Raw genomic sequence first — 14,782 nt, 5'->3', positions numbered from 1 at the left:
GCGGCGGCGATCAGTTCGCCGAAACCGGTACGCCCCGCCGCGCGGCGACGTGCTCGACCAGGCTGACCAGTACGCCCTTGCCGGACTGGCGGCTGCGGGCGTCGCAGAGGACAACCGGCACGTCCGGGTCGAGATCCAGCGCGACCCGAACCGAGGCCGGGCTGAACTGTTGCGCGCCCTCGAAGCAGTTCACCCCGACCACGAACGGCGTACCCCGCCGCTCGAAGTAGTCCACCGACGGGAAACAGTCGGCGAGCCGGCGGGTGTCGGCCAGCACCACCGCCCCGAGGGCGCCGAACGCCAACTCGTCCCAGAGGAACCAGAACCGGTCCTGGCCCGGGGTGCCGAAGAGGTAGACCTGCAGGTCCTCGTTGATGGAAATGCGGCCGAAGTCCATCGCGACCGTGGTGGTCGTCTTGCTCTCGACACCGACCAGGTCGTCGGTGCCCACCCCGGCGTCGGTGAGGATCTCCTCGGTCTGCAACGGCTTGATCTCGCTCACGGCGCCGACCAGGGTGGTCTTGCCGGCCCCGAAGCCACCGGCGACCAGGATCTTCAACGCGAGCGGGATCCGCTGGGCGGAGCTGTCCCGGTCAGAGCGCACGGAGTCCATTGACCACCGCCTTGAGGATGTCGTCTTCGGGGAAACTGGGCGCCGACGAAGGTTCGTGCATCGCGATCAGGTCGGCCGTGAGCAGGTCGGCGAGGAGGATCCGGACCACCCCCAGCGGCAGGTCGAGGTAGGAGGCGACCTCGGCGACCGAGATCGGCTCCTGGCTCAGCCGGAGGATCTGCCGGTGTTCCGGCTGGAGCGGGTCGGCCCGGCTGTCGCCGCTGGGCACCGCCGCGACCACGAACGCGACCAGGTCGAAGCCGCCGATCGCCGGCCGGACCCGACCCCCCGTCATCATGTACGGGCGGACCACCGGCCCGGCGTCGGAATCCAGCCAGTCGTGGTGTGGTCCGGGCAGGTCATCTTGCATCGGCGGTCACCCCAGCGCCACGGCTCGGTGTGCTCAGGTATTCGCCGACCCTCGTCACCAGCATCGCCATCTCGTACGCGATCAGGCCGATGTCGGAGTCGGCACCACAGAGCACGGCCAGGCAGGCCCCCTGCCCGGCGGCGGTGACGAAGAGGAACGCCGACTCCATCTCGACCACGGTCTGCCGTACCGGTCCGGCGGTGAACTGCCGGCTCGCCCCCTTGGCCAGGCTCTGGAAGCCGGCGGCCATCGCGGACATGTGCTCGGCGTCCTCCTGGGACAGCCCGCGGGACGCGGCCATCAGCAACCCGTCCGCGGAGAGCACTACGGCCTGTTCCGCCGTCGGTACGCGCTCCACCAGGTCGTCGAGGAGCCAGGCGAGATCGGCCGGCCTCGTCGGGTGCACCACTACGCGTCCCTTCCAGAATCGGTGGAGCCCGGGTCGGCGACCGGGGCATCGGCTGAGCTGGCCGGCGGGGCGGTGACCGGCGCGTCGTCCCCCGGAGCAGCGCTCTCGACCGGCTTGCCGTCGCCCGAGGGCGCGGTCTCGACGGGCTTGCCGTTGCCGGAAGGAGTCGTCGTGGTCGGGCCGCCGTTGCCCGAGGGCGCGGTCCCGAGCGGGCTGCCGTTGCCGGAGAGCGGAGGCCGTACGGAAACCGTCGGCGCGGCAGGGGCTTGCGGCGCGGCGGTGTGCGGCTTGATGGTCGCCAGTTGGACGGTGGGCGAATCGGTCGGACCCGCCGCGTCACGACGCCCACGAGCGGTGCCGGCCTGCATCGCCGACATCATCGCCCGAACCTCCTCGGGCGAGCGGGCCGCGGCCGGCTTCGGCCGCTGGGTCGGTGCGCCCTCGCCGACGACGGCGCGGGTGGCCGGCTCGGCCGGCACCGTCGGCTCGCGCAGCTGCGGTGCCAGGCTGGTCTGCCGGATCCGGCGGGGCAGGCCGTCCTCACCCACCGGAGCCGCGGCGGGGTCGGCGGGCGGCGGAAGCGCTTCGGCGGGCGTGCCGACGGGCGACGCGAACGGGTTGGCGGTCCGGTCCGGTGCGTCCCGGTCCGGTGCGCTCGGAACGGCGGTCAACCGACCCAGGGTCCGTGCCCGGCGCTCCGGCAACCCAGCGCCGGCCCGCTGGCCGGAACCGGTCAGGCCGGTCAGCCCGGCCCGGGTGCCCGGGCCGCCGCTACGCGAGGCCAGCGCCCCGGAAAGCGTCGCCGACACCGCACCGGGCGCCGGCCCGGACCCCGGCTCCACCAGCTCGCCGGCCTCGACCGTGTCGGCCTCGTCGACCGGTTCGGCCGGTCGACCGGGCAGGGCGAGCGGGCCGTTGCCGGGCGCGACCAGCTCGCCGGGGATCAACGCCACCGCGGTCACCCCGCCGTACGGGGACGGGCGCAGTTGCACCTTGACCCCGTGCCTGGCGCCGAGTTGGGCGACCACGAACAGGCCCAGCCGGGCGCTGTTCACCGGGTCGAACTCGGGTGGGTCGGCCAACCGCCGGTTCGCCAGCTCCAGTGCCTCGGGGGTCATGCCCAGGCCCCGGTCCTCGACCTCGACGGCGTACCCGTTCGGGAGGAGTTGGCCGGTGACCCGTACCCGGGTGTGCGGCGGCGAGAACGAGGTGGCGTTCTCGATCAGCTCGGCCAGCAGGTGGATGACGTCGCCGACCGCCGGGCCGACTGTCGACGCGGGTTGTACGGCCGCCACGTCGACCCGCGCGTAGTCCTCGACCTCGGAGATCGCGCCGCGCATCACGTCGACCATCGCGACCGGGTTGCGCCAGCCCCGGCCGGGTGCGGCACCGGCGAGGATGACCAGGTCCTCCGCGTGGCGGCGCATCCGGGTGGCCATGTGGTCGATCCGGAAGAGGTCTTCCAGTTCCTCCGGCTCGGTGACCCGTCGCTCCATCTTGTCGAGCAGCGCGAGTTGGCGGTGCAGCAGGGTCTGGCTGCGCCGGGCGATGTTGAGGAAGACCTCGTTCATCCCGCGCCGCAGGCCCGCCTCGTCCACCGCGGAACGTACGGCGGTGCGCTGCACCTCGCTGAACGCGTTGCCGACCTGGCCGATCTCGTCCCGGCCGTACTCCAGGTCCGGTGACTCGCGGGCGACGTCGACGTCCTCGCCCCGGCGCAACCGCCCGACGACGTCGGGCAGCCGGTTGCCGGCAAGGTCCAGTGCGGCCGTACGCAGGCCGGTCAGCCGACCGATCAGCGAGCGGCCGACCCGGATCGCGATGAACATGGACAGGATGACCGCGGCCAGTCCGAGCAGGCCGGCGAGGCCGAGCCGGACCAGCACCTGGACCGCGACCGGCTTGGCCCGGTCGGTGAGCGTGTCGGCGGCGGCCAGCTCGAAGTCGTGCAGCTGCCGCTGGGTGTTGTCGTAACTGGTCCGCCACGCCTCGGCGCTGACCGGCACCGCGGCGCCGGTACGGCCCTTGGCGATCACGTCGGCCATCATCGCCCGGACCCGGATGAAGTCGTCACCGTCGACCATCCGCTGGTACGCGGCCCGGTCGCCGTCCGGCAGGTTCGCCACCGACTCCTCGTAGAGGAAGCGCTGGGTGCCGATCGCCTGCACGACCTGCGGGTATTCCCCCTCGGCGAACCGTCCGGCGACAAACGCCCCGGCGAGTACGGCGTCGACCTGGTCGAGCACCTCGCGGGCGCGACCGAGGGCGATCACGTTGAGCGACTCCACGTTGACGCCGTCCACACCCAGCGCGGCCATCGAGTCGAAGACCCGGTAGGTGAGCGAGACGGTGCTGCTGTAGAGACCGAACGCCCCGGCCCGGTCCATGTCCTTGCGGTCGATGAAGCCCCGGCCGGAGGGCAGCGCGTCGAGGGCCACGAAGAGCTGGTCGACCCGGCCACGGAGTTGGTCGCCGCCGGAGTCGAGCAGGCCGCTGCCGTAGGTGAGGCGCCGCATCTCGGCCACCGCCTGGTCGGTCTTCGCCCGCTGTTCGTTCAGGGCGGCCAGGTCACCGCCGGCCAGGTAGCGCACGGAGAGCCGGCGTTCGGCCTGTAGTTCACCGATCACGGCGGTGCCCGGGTGGCCGATCTTTTCGAGCAGGGACTGCGCGGAGAGCAGCCGGGTGGCGGGCTCGACGGTGAGCAGGGTGGCGAAGATCCACAGCGCCAGCAGCGCGGCGATCGGCACGGCGACCAACGCGATGATCTTTGAGCGGATCGTCCAGTTACGGCTATTCATCGGACCTCGCCCGGGGGTGGCAGGAGGGGAAAACCGGGCCCGGCCGGTCCGTGTCCTCCTGACGGAGTCACGAAATTCGAGCGTGCGCCTCCGGCAGGATACGTAATCGGAGACGTATGCACTACCGGACCTTCCGGGTCGGGTTCCCGACCACTGTCCAAACTCGACCCGATCGGACCTGCGCCCCGATCGGTCCACCACCGTGGTGCCATTGTCACTGTCACGCTGCCGCTATTGCCGGACAAGCGCGAGCCATCGGCGTACGGGCCGAGTCGGGGGTCAGCACACCCAGTCATTCCGTCGCACCTTAGAGCGACAGCATGCGCGCTGGGCAGCAAAAACGAGATGCCCCGGAGGTTATGTCCGGGGCATCTCGCGCGTACTCGGTGTTACTCGCGTCCGTACCGGCGACCGCTCATGTGGGACCGGGATGGACCAATCGGTTCAGGAGTTGGCGGTCAGGCCGAGGCCCTCGGCCACCCGGCGACCAAACGCCTCGTCCGCCTGGTCGAAGTGCCAGACCATTTTTTCCTGGATGTGCTTGTCGCACTGGCCCAGCAGGTCGACGAAGTTCTTCACCAGGTCGTCACGCTCCCACTCGGGCATCGTGCGGAACCGCTCACCGGCCTGGGCGTAGTTGTTCTGCCGCTCGATCGGCGCCCGCAGCACCTGACCCGACACGTGTGGCCGGTACTCGCGGTAGGAGTCGTCGGCCTCGCGCAGACCGGCGACCGACGACGGCTCGAAGTTGATGTGCGGGTTGCCGCCCCGGTTGTCCACCCCGTACGACATCTGGCCGCCGCCCTGGTTGGTGCTCACCCGTACGTCCTCGCGCGGCGCGTTCACCGGGAGTTGGAGGTAGTTCGGGCCGACCCGGTAGCGCTGGGTGTCGGAGTAGGAGAAGGTCCGGCCGACGAGCATCTTGTCGTCGCTGAAGTCCAGCCCGTCGACCAGTACGCCGGTGCCGAACGCGATCTGCTCGTTCTCGTTGTGGTGGTCGGTGATGTTGCGGTCGAGCGTCATCACGCCGACCGGACGCAGCGGGAAGACGTCCTCCGGCCAGGTCTTGGTGTCGTCGAGCGGGTCGAAGTCCAGCTCCGGGTGCTCGTCGTCGCTCATGATCTGCACGTTGAGCTCCCACTGCGGGAACTCGCCGCGCTCGATCGCCTCGTAGAGGTCCTTCGAGGCGTGGCCCAGCTCGGTGGCCTGGATCGCGGCGGCCTGCTCCTCGGTCAGCGACTCGATGCCCTGCCGCGACTTCCAGTGGTACTTGACCAGCACACCCTCACCGGCGGCGTTGACCATCCGGTAGGTGTTCACCCCGAAGCCGTCCTGGGTCCGGTAGTTGGCCGGGATGCCGCGCGGGCTGAACAGCCAGGTCAGCATGTGCATCGACTCGGGGGTGTTCGACATGAAGTCGAAGATCCGGTTGGGTTCCTGACGGAAGGTCACCGGGTCCGGCTTGAGCGAGTGGATCACGTCCGGGAATTTGATCGCGTCCCGGATGAAGAAGACCGGCAGGTTGTTGCCGACCAGGTCCCAGTTGCCGTCCTCGGTACGGAACTTCACCGCGAAACCGCGCGGGTCACGGGCTGCCTCGGAGGAGTCCCGACCGCCGATGACGGTGGAGAAGCGGACCGAGACCGGGGTCTTCTTGCCCTCGGTCTGGAAAAGCTTGGCCCGGGTGTACGTCGACGCCGGCTCGTCACCGATCCTGCCGTACGCCTCGAACTCACCGTGCGCGACGAACCCGCGGGCATGCACCACCCGCTCCGGGATCCGCTCCCGGTCGAAGTGGCTGATCTTCTCGAGGAAGTGGTAGTTCTCCAGGGTGGCCGGGCCGCGTGACCCGACGGTGCGCTGCTGCTGGTTGTTGTGCACGGGGTGACCCTGACGGGTCGTGAGCGTTGCCTTCTCGGCCGGATCGCTCATGCTTCTCCTCCTGACGATTCCTGGAAGCCAGGACAGCGGCCCCAGAAAATGATCTCGGCGCAAACCGGCGAATCAGCGCAGCGGCGAACAACTCGCGCTCGGCGCCGCAAACCACTCGACTCGACCGGCACCCCACCACCAAAGCGCGTTTTTTGGAATGAGTCAAGTTAACAACCAGGGTTGGGCGGCTACCAACGAGGTGCCGCGAATCACCCCCAATATCAGACAGAGCATCACGAACGGGTCGACTCGCCCGAGGATCGAACGAAAATATCCCGACCGGGGATTGGCGATCACCTCGCAGCGGGAATAGCAGAGGGCGAAGGAGGATCCCATGTCACCCACGCAGGTCATCGTCATTGTCGTGGCCGCCGTACTCGTCGTGGTCATCGCCGCGTCGATCTGGGCGGTCAGCCGCCGGGCCGCGCTCCGACGCCAGTTCGGGCCGGAGTACGACCAGGCCGTCGCCGAACGGGAGAGCCGCGGCGACGCCGAGCGGGAACTGCGCGAACGTACCCGCCGGCACGCCGAGCTGACGCTCACCCCGCTCTCCGAGGAGTCCCGTCAGCGGTACGCCACCACCTGGGCGGACATCCAGGCCAACTTCGTCGACGCCCCCAACGACTCGGTCGGCGCGGCCGACGAACTGGTCACCCGCCTGATCGCCGAGCGCGGCTACCCGACCGGGGACTACGACGAGCAGCTCGCCACCCTCTCCGTCGAGCACGCCCGCACCCTGTCGCACTACCGCGACGCCCACGAGATCCGCCTGCGCGACCAGCGCGGCGAGGCCGACACGGAGGACCTGCGTCAGGCCCTGGTGCATTACCGGGCCCTCTTCGCCGACCTGCTCGGCACCGATCTCGGCACCGACCCCGGAACCGAACCGGTACGCCCGGACGAGCCGGTCACCCGGCCCCGGGCCGACGAATCGGATTCCCAGCCCCAGAAGCCTCAGCACACCCCAGAGCCCGCCCCGCGGCAGTCGCCGCAGGACGCGCCAAGCCGGTGAGGAGTACATCCCCATGCGCCAGCACGACCAGCAGAACCAGGACGACCAGCAGGCCGCCCGCACCCCCGTACAGGTCGACGACCGGGACTGGCCCGACGACCCGGACCGGGCCGACGACCCCGACCGGGTGAACGGCCGGGATCGCACCGACGGCGTCGACGATCTCGACCGGACCGACGACCCGGACCGCACCGACGACCGCGACCCGCTGGACGATCCCGACCGGGATCGGCTCGACGACGACCTCGCCCGCGATCGGCTGGACGACGATCTCGACCGGGTCGACGGTCGGGACCGGGCCGACGATCTCGACCGGGTCGAGTTCCACGAGCCGGCACCGCTGCCGACCACCTTCGGCGCCCCGACGGTCGGCGGCGCGGTCGCCGCGTCGGCGCTGGCCAGCGGAAACCGGACCGACGAGTTCGACGCCCGGGAAGACCAGACCGTGGGCCCCGACAACGGCCTGTCCGACGGCCAGGCGTCCGACAACCCGACCCCCGAGCCGGATACGGCCGCGACCGCTCCGAGTACCGCAGCTCCGAGTGCCGCAGCCTCGAATACCGCGGTTCAGGCCGATGGGGACGGGTTCGGGCCGCTGCTCGACCCGGAAACCACCGCGGGGCTTCGGGACCGCTGGCGGGATGTGCAGTTGCGCTTCGTGGACGACCCGCAGGCCGCCCTCGATGAGGCGCGCGGGCTGGTCGGCGAGGCCGTCGAGTCGCTCACCTCCGCACTCGCCGCGCAGCGCGACAAGCTCGACGACGGCGGTGCCGGCGCGGAGCATGCCGGTGAGACCGAACGGATCCGGCTGAGCATCCGCCGCTACCGCGACTTCCTCGACCGGGTGCTCGACCACTGACCCCCGTCACCCGACCGGGTACGAGTCGGCATGGCGCCGACGATCCCGGGTAGCCGAGTCCGATGGGAACGACGCCGCTACCGGACAGGAGGGCAGCAACATGACGGAGCGCGATCCGGGCCTGGACCGGCCGCTGGAGGAGTCCCCGGAGATGGCCTCGGCCGCCGACGACGAGAGCACCCTGCCCCAGCTCAGAACGGGTGGCGGGCGGGATGCGAACACACCCGAGTTCATCGGGCCGGACGACGTACCGGGTGACTTTCCGCCCACCGAGGAGCTGATCGGCGACTCGCAGGGCGGCGGCTACCCCGGTTCGGACCAGACCCGTACCGGCGCCGAACAGCCCTGGGAACCGGAGGACCTGGTCGCCGCGTGGGGTGCCGACCCCACCCCGGCCAACCTCGAACGAGCCCGCCGGATGTTGGCGGAACAGGGCGCGGCCGCGATCGAGAAGACCGTTCCCTGACCCGTACGCATGGATCCCTGGCCCGACCTCGACGGTCGGACCAGGGATCCCGTGCTGTGTGGCCTGCCTACCCGAGCGCTACGACAGCGGCGGGTACGCGTTCTGCATGAGCTGCTGGAACTGGGCCGAGAACCAGGCCCCGGAGAGCGGGGCGTCGGGCAGGGCGCCACTCATGTTGTTGCCGTTGCGGGCGTTGCCGGTGTACGTCGGGTCGCACATCCGGTCGAAGCCCTTGCCTTCGTTGTTCGGGATCTCCCGGCTGGCGCCGTCGGACTCGCCCGGGGGCTTGATCCAGACGTAGGCGTCGATACCAGCGGCCGGCGCGGCCCGCGGGCGCTCGCCGATACCGGCACCGCTCTGGTTGCACCAGTTGCCGAGGTGGATGCGCCGGTCGAGACGACCGCCGTTGACGAAGGCGTTCACGTCGGTCTGCGGGCCGGGGCCGGTCGGACGGGCCGAGCCACCCCAACCGTTACGGCCGGTGTCGATCAGCATGCCGACGTTGGAGTTGAAGCCGGCGCTGATGAGCTGGGTACGGAACGCCTGGGCGAACGACTGCTCGTCCACGTAGCGGTTCCAGTCGACCCACGAGGACTGCCGCACCGACGTACCGCCCACCGTGCTGTTGATGTTGAAGTACGGCTCGGTCAGCGGGCCGTAGTTGGCGGTGTTGACGATGAAGCCGTGCACGTTGTTCACCGTGCTGCCGGAGGCACGAGCGGCCTCGGCGAACAGGGTCGCCGACGGGGCGAAGTTGTCGTCCCAGCCGATCCAGCCGTGGTGGCCGGCGTCGATGTAGTTGTACGTGTTCGGCAGCGCGCCCAGCTTCGCCAGGGCGTACCCGACGCCGTTGACGTAGTTGCCGTTCGCCTTCATGACGTCGCACTGCGGCGTGGCGGTCGGCCGGCTGCCGGTGTTGGTGACCAGGTTCGGCAGCGAGTCGATCTCGATCACGTTGATGATCCGCAGGTTGCGGTACTTGGCGTCACCCATGATCGCCGCGATCGGGTCGATGTACTCCGTCTTGTACCGGGGCAGGTCTGTCGGCCCCAGTTCACCGTTGGACGCGAGCGCCGCACAGTCCCGGCCGGGCAGGTTGTAGATGACGATCTGGATGTAGCCGGCACCCTGCGCCAGTGCGGTGTCCAGGTGCGCCCGCAGACCACGGGCGGAGGCGGATCCGTTGATCGCCGCGATCCGGTCCATCCAGACGCCGGTCGGGTTGTTCGAGATCCGGCTACCGCCGGGCTCGGCGTCCGCCTTGGCCTTCCAGTCCGGGTTCACGTAACCCGTGACACCCACGTACGGGTTGTCCACCCGCGGTCCACCCGGCGGAGGCGTGGTCGGCGGCGGGGTGGTGGTCGGCGGAGTCGTGGGAGGTGTCGTCGGCGGGGTGGTCGGCGGAGTCGTGGGCGGGGTGGTCGGCGGGGTGGTGGGCGTACCGCCGTTGCACACGGTCCCGTTGATGGTGAACGAGGTCGGCGCTGGGTTGCTGCCGCTCCAGGCACCGTTGAAGCCGATGCCGGTCGAGGCTCCGGTGGCCAGCGAGCCGTTCCACGACATGCTCTGCGCGGTCACCTGGCTTCCCGACTGGCTCCAGGTTGCCGACCAGCCCTGCTGCACCCGCTGGCTGCTGTTGGGGAAGGTGAAGCCGAGTGTCCACCCGTTCAGCGGGTCGCCGATGTTCCGGATGGTCAGGTTGGCGCTGAAGCCGCCCTGCCACTGGCTGGTGGTGTACGTGACGCTGCACTGGGTGGCCGCGTGGGCCACGGTGACCGGGAGGGTGACGAGACCGGCGGCCACCAACGTGCTCGCGGCCGCCAGCACCACTGCTTTGCGTCGGCCGGACAATCTACTCCGTAAATTCATGCGACTGATCTCCTTGGGCCAGCCGGTCCGCGATGGCGGGGCCCGGCGCGCGGCGGCCTCGCGGACGTGAACCGGTGGGATGGTCCACGAGGCGCCATGGGGACTTCGATTGCCCGGCCCGGACGGGCAGCAAAGAACGGTGGTGGTGCCGGCCGTAGCTACCGGCCGGGTCGACGTCGTCCGGAGACCGGATGCCCTCGACGTCCACTGCGCGGTATGGCTCCCCTACACAGTGGATGAATTCTTGCATGGGAGCGCTTCCACCACAACACCCCAGCGACATCCACCGATCCCTGGCCATCCTCTCCCCCTGCCCGCAGCCCCTGCAACCGCTCGACGGGCTGAGGCCGTCACCCGTACGGGGGCGATGGCGCATTAATCCGACGAAAGCTCACAAACCAGCTAGCCTCGGTTTTGGTTCGGCTGCCGTCGGGCCACGGTGAACAGGGGAAGGAGTGACGGACGTTATGTCCAGGAACTTTCTCGGCAAGGTTGTCGCCGGAGCTGCCCTCGGTGGCGCCTCTCTGCTTGTCGGTACGCCCGGGATCGCCTCGGCGGACCCCTCTCCCACCGCCACCGACGCAGGCCAGATGTCGACGAAGCCACAGTGGGCGAAGCCCGGTCACGAGGTGACCATCGTCGAGGTCTGCGACCAGCCGCAGGAGAGTCCCTGGGTCTGGTCCGAGCTGACCGGGAAGCTGGAACTGAACCCAGAACGCGACAGGCCGGCCGCTCCCGAAGAGGCGCCGCCCGCCGCCGACCTGGGACCGGTCGAGGACTATGCACCCGAGGCGGTGGAATCCTCCACCACACCGGACGACCCCACCAACGGCCACGCCGACGCGCACGACCCGACGAAGGCCGAGACACCGAAGGCCGAGGCACCGAAGGCCGAAGAATCCGCCGAGGCCGAGACACCGACGGCCGAGGATGCCGAAGCCGACGGCGGGTCCGGAACAGGGGGCGCGCAGAGCCGTAGCTACGCCTACCGGGCCACCGCCGAGATCCCGGCCGACGCGACGCCGGGACATTACAAGCTCAAGGGTTCCTGCGGCTTCGGGAGCCTGGTGGTCGTACCGACCGGCTGGGTCGACGGCGGCGACGGTGGGGCGGGCGACAACGGTCTAGCGACCAGCGGAGCGGCGATGCTGGGCGCGGCCGTGCTCGGCGGCATCGTCCTGATGCGGCGGCGTCGGATCGATGGCTCACTCGTCTGAGACGTCGAGGGGACGGTCCGGCGGCCGCCACGCGACCACCTGGCACGGCGCCGGCTATGCCCTCGTCGCCGTACTCGCGCTGGGCGGGGCCAGTCTGCTCGGCGCCTCGCTGAACCAGACCACGGAACTGCCGCCCCAGCCCGCGGCGGAGGCCGCGCCCGAGTACGTCGGCTCGAACACCTCCGCGTCGCCGGTCGACCCGGACCTGTCAGCACCCGCCCCGAGCCCCTCGGCGAGCCGGCCGACTGGGATGGCACGCTCCGAACCGACCCGCGTCACCGTCCCGAAGATCGGCGTCGAGGCCAAGCTGATGTCGCTGGGGGTCGACAAGGCCGGCATGATCGAGGTGCCGCCGTTGAGCAAGGCCGAACTCGCGGGCTGGTACCGACTCGGCCCCAGCCCCGGCGAGATCGGCAACGCGGTCATCGTCGGGCACGTCGACTCACACGAAACCGGACCCGCGGTCTTCTTCAAGCTCGGTGCGTTGAAAACCGGCGACAAGATCCAGGTTCCCCGCAAGGACGGCAGCGTCGCCGAGTTCACCGTCGACGGCGTCAAGGCGTACCCGAAGACCGCCTTTCCCACCGACCTGGTCTACGGACCGTCGGACAAGGCGGGCCTGCGCCTGGTCACCTGCGGCGGCAGGTTCGACCAGAAGAAGCGCAGCTACCCGGACAACATCATCGTGTTCGCGTCCGCCAGTGGCGCCACGGCACGGTAGCGCCGGCCTTCACCAGCAATCGACGTGCGTGCTTCCGATCCTGGTCGGGTCCCCAACAGGGGCCGGACCAGGATCGACTTTCTTCGCCCACTGTTCACCCACGAGATCGTTACCGCTCGCCTGCCCGTGCGAACTTCCATGGTCGGGACCCGAGCAGCAACGGAGACTTGATGCCTGCCAGAAAGCTATATACGGCGCTCACCGTCGCGGCCGTCGCCGCCAGCACCCTCGGCGGTGCGGGAGCGGCCACCGCGCACCAGAAGTCCGACCGGCAACCGCTGTCGTTCGACCGGACCGCCACCTACCCGGTGTTCCAGAACCGGCCCGCGGGCGAGGACCCGGCCACCCCGACCGTCGCCGAGATCTCGGCGGTCAGCGAGGACGGCCGGACGCTGATCTACACCGACGCGCTGGCCCGGCGGATCGGTTTCCTCGACCTGAGCAACCCCGACAAGCCCCGTGGCCTGGGCACCCTCGCCCTCGACCAGCTCGGCGACGCGGAAGACGAGCCGACCTCGGTCGCCGTGGTCGGCCAGTACGTGCTGGTCGTGGTGAACACCAGCCCGAGCTTCACCGCACCGTCCGGCCGGCTGGACGTGATCGCGCTGCGTACCCGGCAGCGGGTGGCGAGCTTCGACCTCGGCGGCCAGCCCGACTCCATCGCGATCAGCAAGGACAAGCGGTACGCCGCCATCGCGATCGAGAACGAGCGCGACGAGGAGGTGGCCCCGCCCGGAGGCGAGGAGGGTGACCTGCCGCAGGCCCCGGCCGGTTTCCTCCAGATCGTCGACCTGGCCGGCAACAACCCCAGCCGCTGGAAGACCCGGCCGGTGGCGTTCACCGCCGCCGACGGCCAGGCGCTGCCCTCGTTCGTCAGCGCCGGCTTCGCCGCACCGACCGACCCCGAACCGGAGTACGTCTCCATCAACGGAGACAACGAGGTCGCGGTCACCCTTCAGGAGAACAACGGCGTTGCCATCGTCGACCTGCCGACCGGTCGGATCATCCGCGTCTTCAGCGCGGGTACTGCCTCGGTCAGCGGCATCGACACGGTCGAGGACGGCGCGATCGACCTGACCGGCTCGATCACCGACGTCCCGCGCGAGCCCGACGCCGTGGCGTGGATCGACAACCACTACCTGGCCACCGCGAACGAGGGCGACTGGCGGGGCGGCACCCGGGGCTGGACCGTCTTCGACGGCCGTACCGGGCGGGTGGCCTGGGACGCCGGCAACAGCTTCGAGCGGCTGGCCGTCACGTACGGCCTGCACAACGAGGACCGCGCGGAGAACAAGGGCACCGAGCCGGAGGGTGTCGCGATCGCCGAGTACAACGGCGTCCGGTACGCCTTCGTCGGCTCGGAGCGGAGCAACTTCGTCGCCGTCTACGACGTCAGCCGGCCGACCAAGCCGGTCTTCAAGCAGGTGCTGCCGGCCACCAACGGTCCGGAGGGACTGCTGCCGATCCCGGGGCGCAACCTGCTCGCGATCTCCAGCGAGGAGGACGACGCCGAGGTCGGCGTACGGGCCTCGGTCACCGTGTACCAGCTCGGCAAGGGCAAGCCCGCCTTCCCGACCATCGTCTCCGCCGACAAGGCGAAGGCGCCGATCGGCTGGGGTGCGCTCGGCGCGCTGTCGGCCGTACCCGGCAAGTCGCACCTGCTCTACAGCGTCACCGACGCCGCGTACACGCCGACCCGGATCCTCACCGTCGACCCGACCAGCACGCCAGCGGTCATCACCACCGCGCTGACCGTCTCGGACGCCGCCGGCAAGCCGGTCGGCTACGACGCGGAGGGCATCTACGCCCGCCCGCAGGGTGGCTTCTGGCTCGCCGTCGAGGGCACCACCGGTGCCGGTAACAAGCTGGTCCGGCTCGACCGCAAGGGCGTGACCCAGCAGGTGGTGGAACTGCCGGCAGAGGTTGCCGCCGGCCTGGCCAAGCAGGGCTTCGAGGGTGTCACCGCGACCACCGACTCGCGTGGCCGCGAGGTGGTCTGGGCCGCCCTGCAGCGGGAGGTCGCCACCGACCCGGCCGGCACTGTCCGGCTCGGTCGCTACGACGTGTCGGCGGGCACCTGGAGCTGGTTCGGCTACCGGCTGGCCAGCACCAGCACGGCCGGTGACTGGATCGGCCTCTCCGAGATCACCGTGGTCGGCGACAAGCTCGCGGTGATCGAGCGGGACAAGCTCAACGGTCCGGCCGCCAAGATCAAGCGGATCTACACCGTGGACCTGCCGCGTACCGCCGCGGCGCCGGGTCCGCTGCGGGTCCTGCCCAAGACCCTGGCGTACGACGTGCTGCCCGACCTGCGGGCGACGAACGGCTGGACCCAGGAGAAGCTCGAGGGTATGACCGTTGCCGGTGACGGTCAGGTCTACGCGATCACCGACAACGACGCGGTCCAGGACGCCACCGGTGAGACGGTGTTCCTGCACCTCGGTACGAGCAAGCGGGTCTTCGACCAGCGATAGGTCCCGTACTCGACAGACGCCAATGGCCGGGTCCCCGAACTA

Annotated in this window: 12 protein-coding genes; 6 read left to right on the top strand and 6 right to left on the bottom strand. The window is 70.1% G+C overall.

The window, feature by feature from the left end; all coding sequences use genetic code 11:
* Positions 1 to 10: 10 nt before the first annotated feature.
* The 5 genes from AB0J90_RS08315 to AB0J90_RS08295 form a co-directional block, all read right to left on the bottom strand.
* Entirely contained in the window at positions 11 to 613 is a 603-nt protein-coding gene (locus AB0J90_RS08315) for an ATP/GTP-binding protein (protein WP_363593497.1), read from the bottom strand.
* The gene (locus tag AB0J90_RS08310; protein ID WP_363593495.1) at positions 594 to 983 is read right to left on the bottom strand and encodes a DUF742 domain-containing protein; all 390 of its coding nucleotides are present in this window, start codon (positions 981 to 983) and stop codon (positions 594 to 596) included. The genes AB0J90_RS08315 and AB0J90_RS08310 overlap by 20 nt, the downstream gene beginning before the upstream one ends.
* Complete coding sequence (locus AB0J90_RS08305) at positions 973 to 1,392, bottom strand: roadblock/LC7 domain-containing protein (RefSeq protein ID WP_363593493.1); 420 nt, start codon at positions 1,390 to 1,392, stop codon at positions 973 to 975. Before AB0J90_RS08305 ends, AB0J90_RS08310 begins: the two co-directional genes overlap by 11 nt.
* Positions 1,392 to 4,190: a nitrate- and nitrite sensing domain-containing protein gene (locus AB0J90_RS08300; protein WP_363593491.1), complete on the bottom strand. Its 2,799-nt coding sequence runs from the start codon at positions 4,188 to 4,190 to the stop codon at positions 1,392 to 1,394. The genes AB0J90_RS08305 and AB0J90_RS08300 overlap by 1 nt, the downstream gene beginning before the upstream one ends.
* A 444-nt stretch (positions 4,191 to 4,634) precedes the next feature.
* On the bottom strand, positions 4,635 to 6,122 hold the full coding sequence (locus AB0J90_RS08295) for a catalase (protein WP_363593489.1): 1,488 nt from the start codon (positions 6,120 to 6,122) through the stop codon (positions 4,635 to 4,637).
* Between the two features lie 334 nt (positions 6,123 to 6,456).
* Between AB0J90_RS08295 and AB0J90_RS08290 the strand changes: the two genes are divergently transcribed.
* From AB0J90_RS08290 to AB0J90_RS08280, 3 genes are all read left to right on the top strand, one after another.
* Positions 6,457 to 7,134, top strand: coding sequence for a hypothetical protein (locus tag AB0J90_RS08290; RefSeq protein WP_363593487.1), 678 nt, complete (start codon positions 6,457 to 6,459; stop codon positions 7,132 to 7,134).
* 13 nt (positions 7,135 to 7,147) lie between these two features.
* Positions 7,148 to 7,993: a hypothetical protein gene (locus AB0J90_RS08285; RefSeq protein WP_363593486.1), complete on the top strand. Its 846-nt coding sequence runs from the start codon at positions 7,148 to 7,150 to the stop codon at positions 7,991 to 7,993.
* Positions 7,994 to 8,093: 100 nt separating this feature from the next.
* Positions 8,094 to 8,459 carry a hypothetical protein gene (locus tag AB0J90_RS08280; RefSeq protein WP_363593484.1) on the top strand — a complete coding sequence of 122 codons (366 nt, stop codon included), beginning with the start codon at positions 8,094 to 8,096 and terminating at the stop codon, positions 8,457 to 8,459.
* Positions 8,460 to 8,537: 78 nt separating this feature from the next.
* On the opposite strand, the gene AB0J90_RS08275 is transcribed toward AB0J90_RS08280, so the two are convergent.
* Positions 8,538 to 10,328, bottom strand: coding sequence for a glycoside hydrolase family 6 protein (locus AB0J90_RS08275; protein WP_363593482.1), 1,791 nt, complete (start codon positions 10,326 to 10,328; stop codon positions 8,538 to 8,540).
* Between the two features lie 467 nt (positions 10,329 to 10,795).
* Between AB0J90_RS08275 and AB0J90_RS08270 the strand changes: the two genes are divergently transcribed.
* From AB0J90_RS08270 to AB0J90_RS08260, 3 genes are all read left to right on the top strand, one after another.
* A complete protein-coding gene (locus tag AB0J90_RS08270; RefSeq protein ID WP_363593480.1) occupies positions 10,796 to 11,545 on the top strand; it encodes a hypothetical protein in 750 nt (249 codons plus the stop codon).
* Entirely contained in the window at positions 11,529 to 12,266 is a 738-nt protein-coding gene (locus AB0J90_RS08265) for a class F sortase (protein WP_363593478.1), read from the top strand. Before AB0J90_RS08270 ends, AB0J90_RS08265 begins: the two co-directional genes overlap by 17 nt.
* Positions 12,267 to 12,436: 170 nt before the next feature.
* The gene (locus tag AB0J90_RS08260; protein ID WP_363593476.1) at positions 12,437 to 14,740 is read left to right on the top strand and encodes an esterase-like activity of phytase family protein; all 2,304 of its coding nucleotides are present in this window, start codon (positions 12,437 to 12,439) and stop codon (positions 14,738 to 14,740) included.
* Positions 14,741 to 14,782: the final 42 nt, after the last annotated feature.

Source organism: Micromonospora sp. NPDC049523, assembly GCF_040676775.1.
Lineage (GTDB): Bacteria > Actinomycetota > Actinomycetes > Mycobacteriales > Micromonosporaceae > Micromonospora_G.
Note: the sequence above shows the minus strand (reverse complement) of the source record. Positions and strands in the feature narration are given on the sequence as shown.

Coding starts and splice junctions, on each gene's coding strand:
- AB0J90_RS08310 (WP_363593495.1), bottom strand. CDS start 983: ATGCAAGATGACCTGCCCGGACCACACCACGACTGGCTGGATTCCGAC.
- AB0J90_RS08275 (WP_363593482.1), bottom strand. CDS start 10,328: ATGAATTTACGGAGTAGATTGTCCGGCCGACGCAAAGCAGTGGTGCTG.
- AB0J90_RS08280 (WP_363593484.1), top strand. CDS start 8,094: ATGACGGAGCGCGATCCGGGCCTGGACCGGCCGCTGGAGGAGTCCCCG.
- AB0J90_RS08285 (WP_363593486.1), top strand. CDS start 7,148: ATGCGCCAGCACGACCAGCAGAACCAGGACGACCAGCAGGCCGCCCGC.
- AB0J90_RS08260 (WP_363593476.1), top strand. CDS start 12,437: ATGCCTGCCAGAAAGCTATATACGGCGCTCACCGTCGCGGCCGTCGCC.
- AB0J90_RS08315 (WP_363593497.1), bottom strand. CDS start 613: ATGGACTCCGTGCGCTCTGACCGGGACAGCTCCGCCCAGCGGATCCCG.
- AB0J90_RS08270 (WP_363593480.1), top strand. CDS start 10,796: ATGTCCAGGAACTTTCTCGGCAAGGTTGTCGCCGGAGCTGCCCTCGGT.
- AB0J90_RS08300 (WP_363593491.1), bottom strand. CDS start 4,190: ATGAATAGCCGTAACTGGACGATCCGCTCAAAGATCATCGCGTTGGTC.
- AB0J90_RS08295 (WP_363593489.1), bottom strand. CDS start 6,122: ATGAGCGATCCGGCCGAGAAGGCAACGCTCACGACCCGTCAGGGTCAC.
- AB0J90_RS08290 (WP_363593487.1), top strand. CDS start 6,457: ATGTCACCCACGCAGGTCATCGTCATTGTCGTGGCCGCCGTACTCGTC.
- AB0J90_RS08265 (WP_363593478.1), top strand. CDS start 11,529: ATGGCTCACTCGTCTGAGACGTCGAGGGGACGGTCCGGCGGCCGCCAC.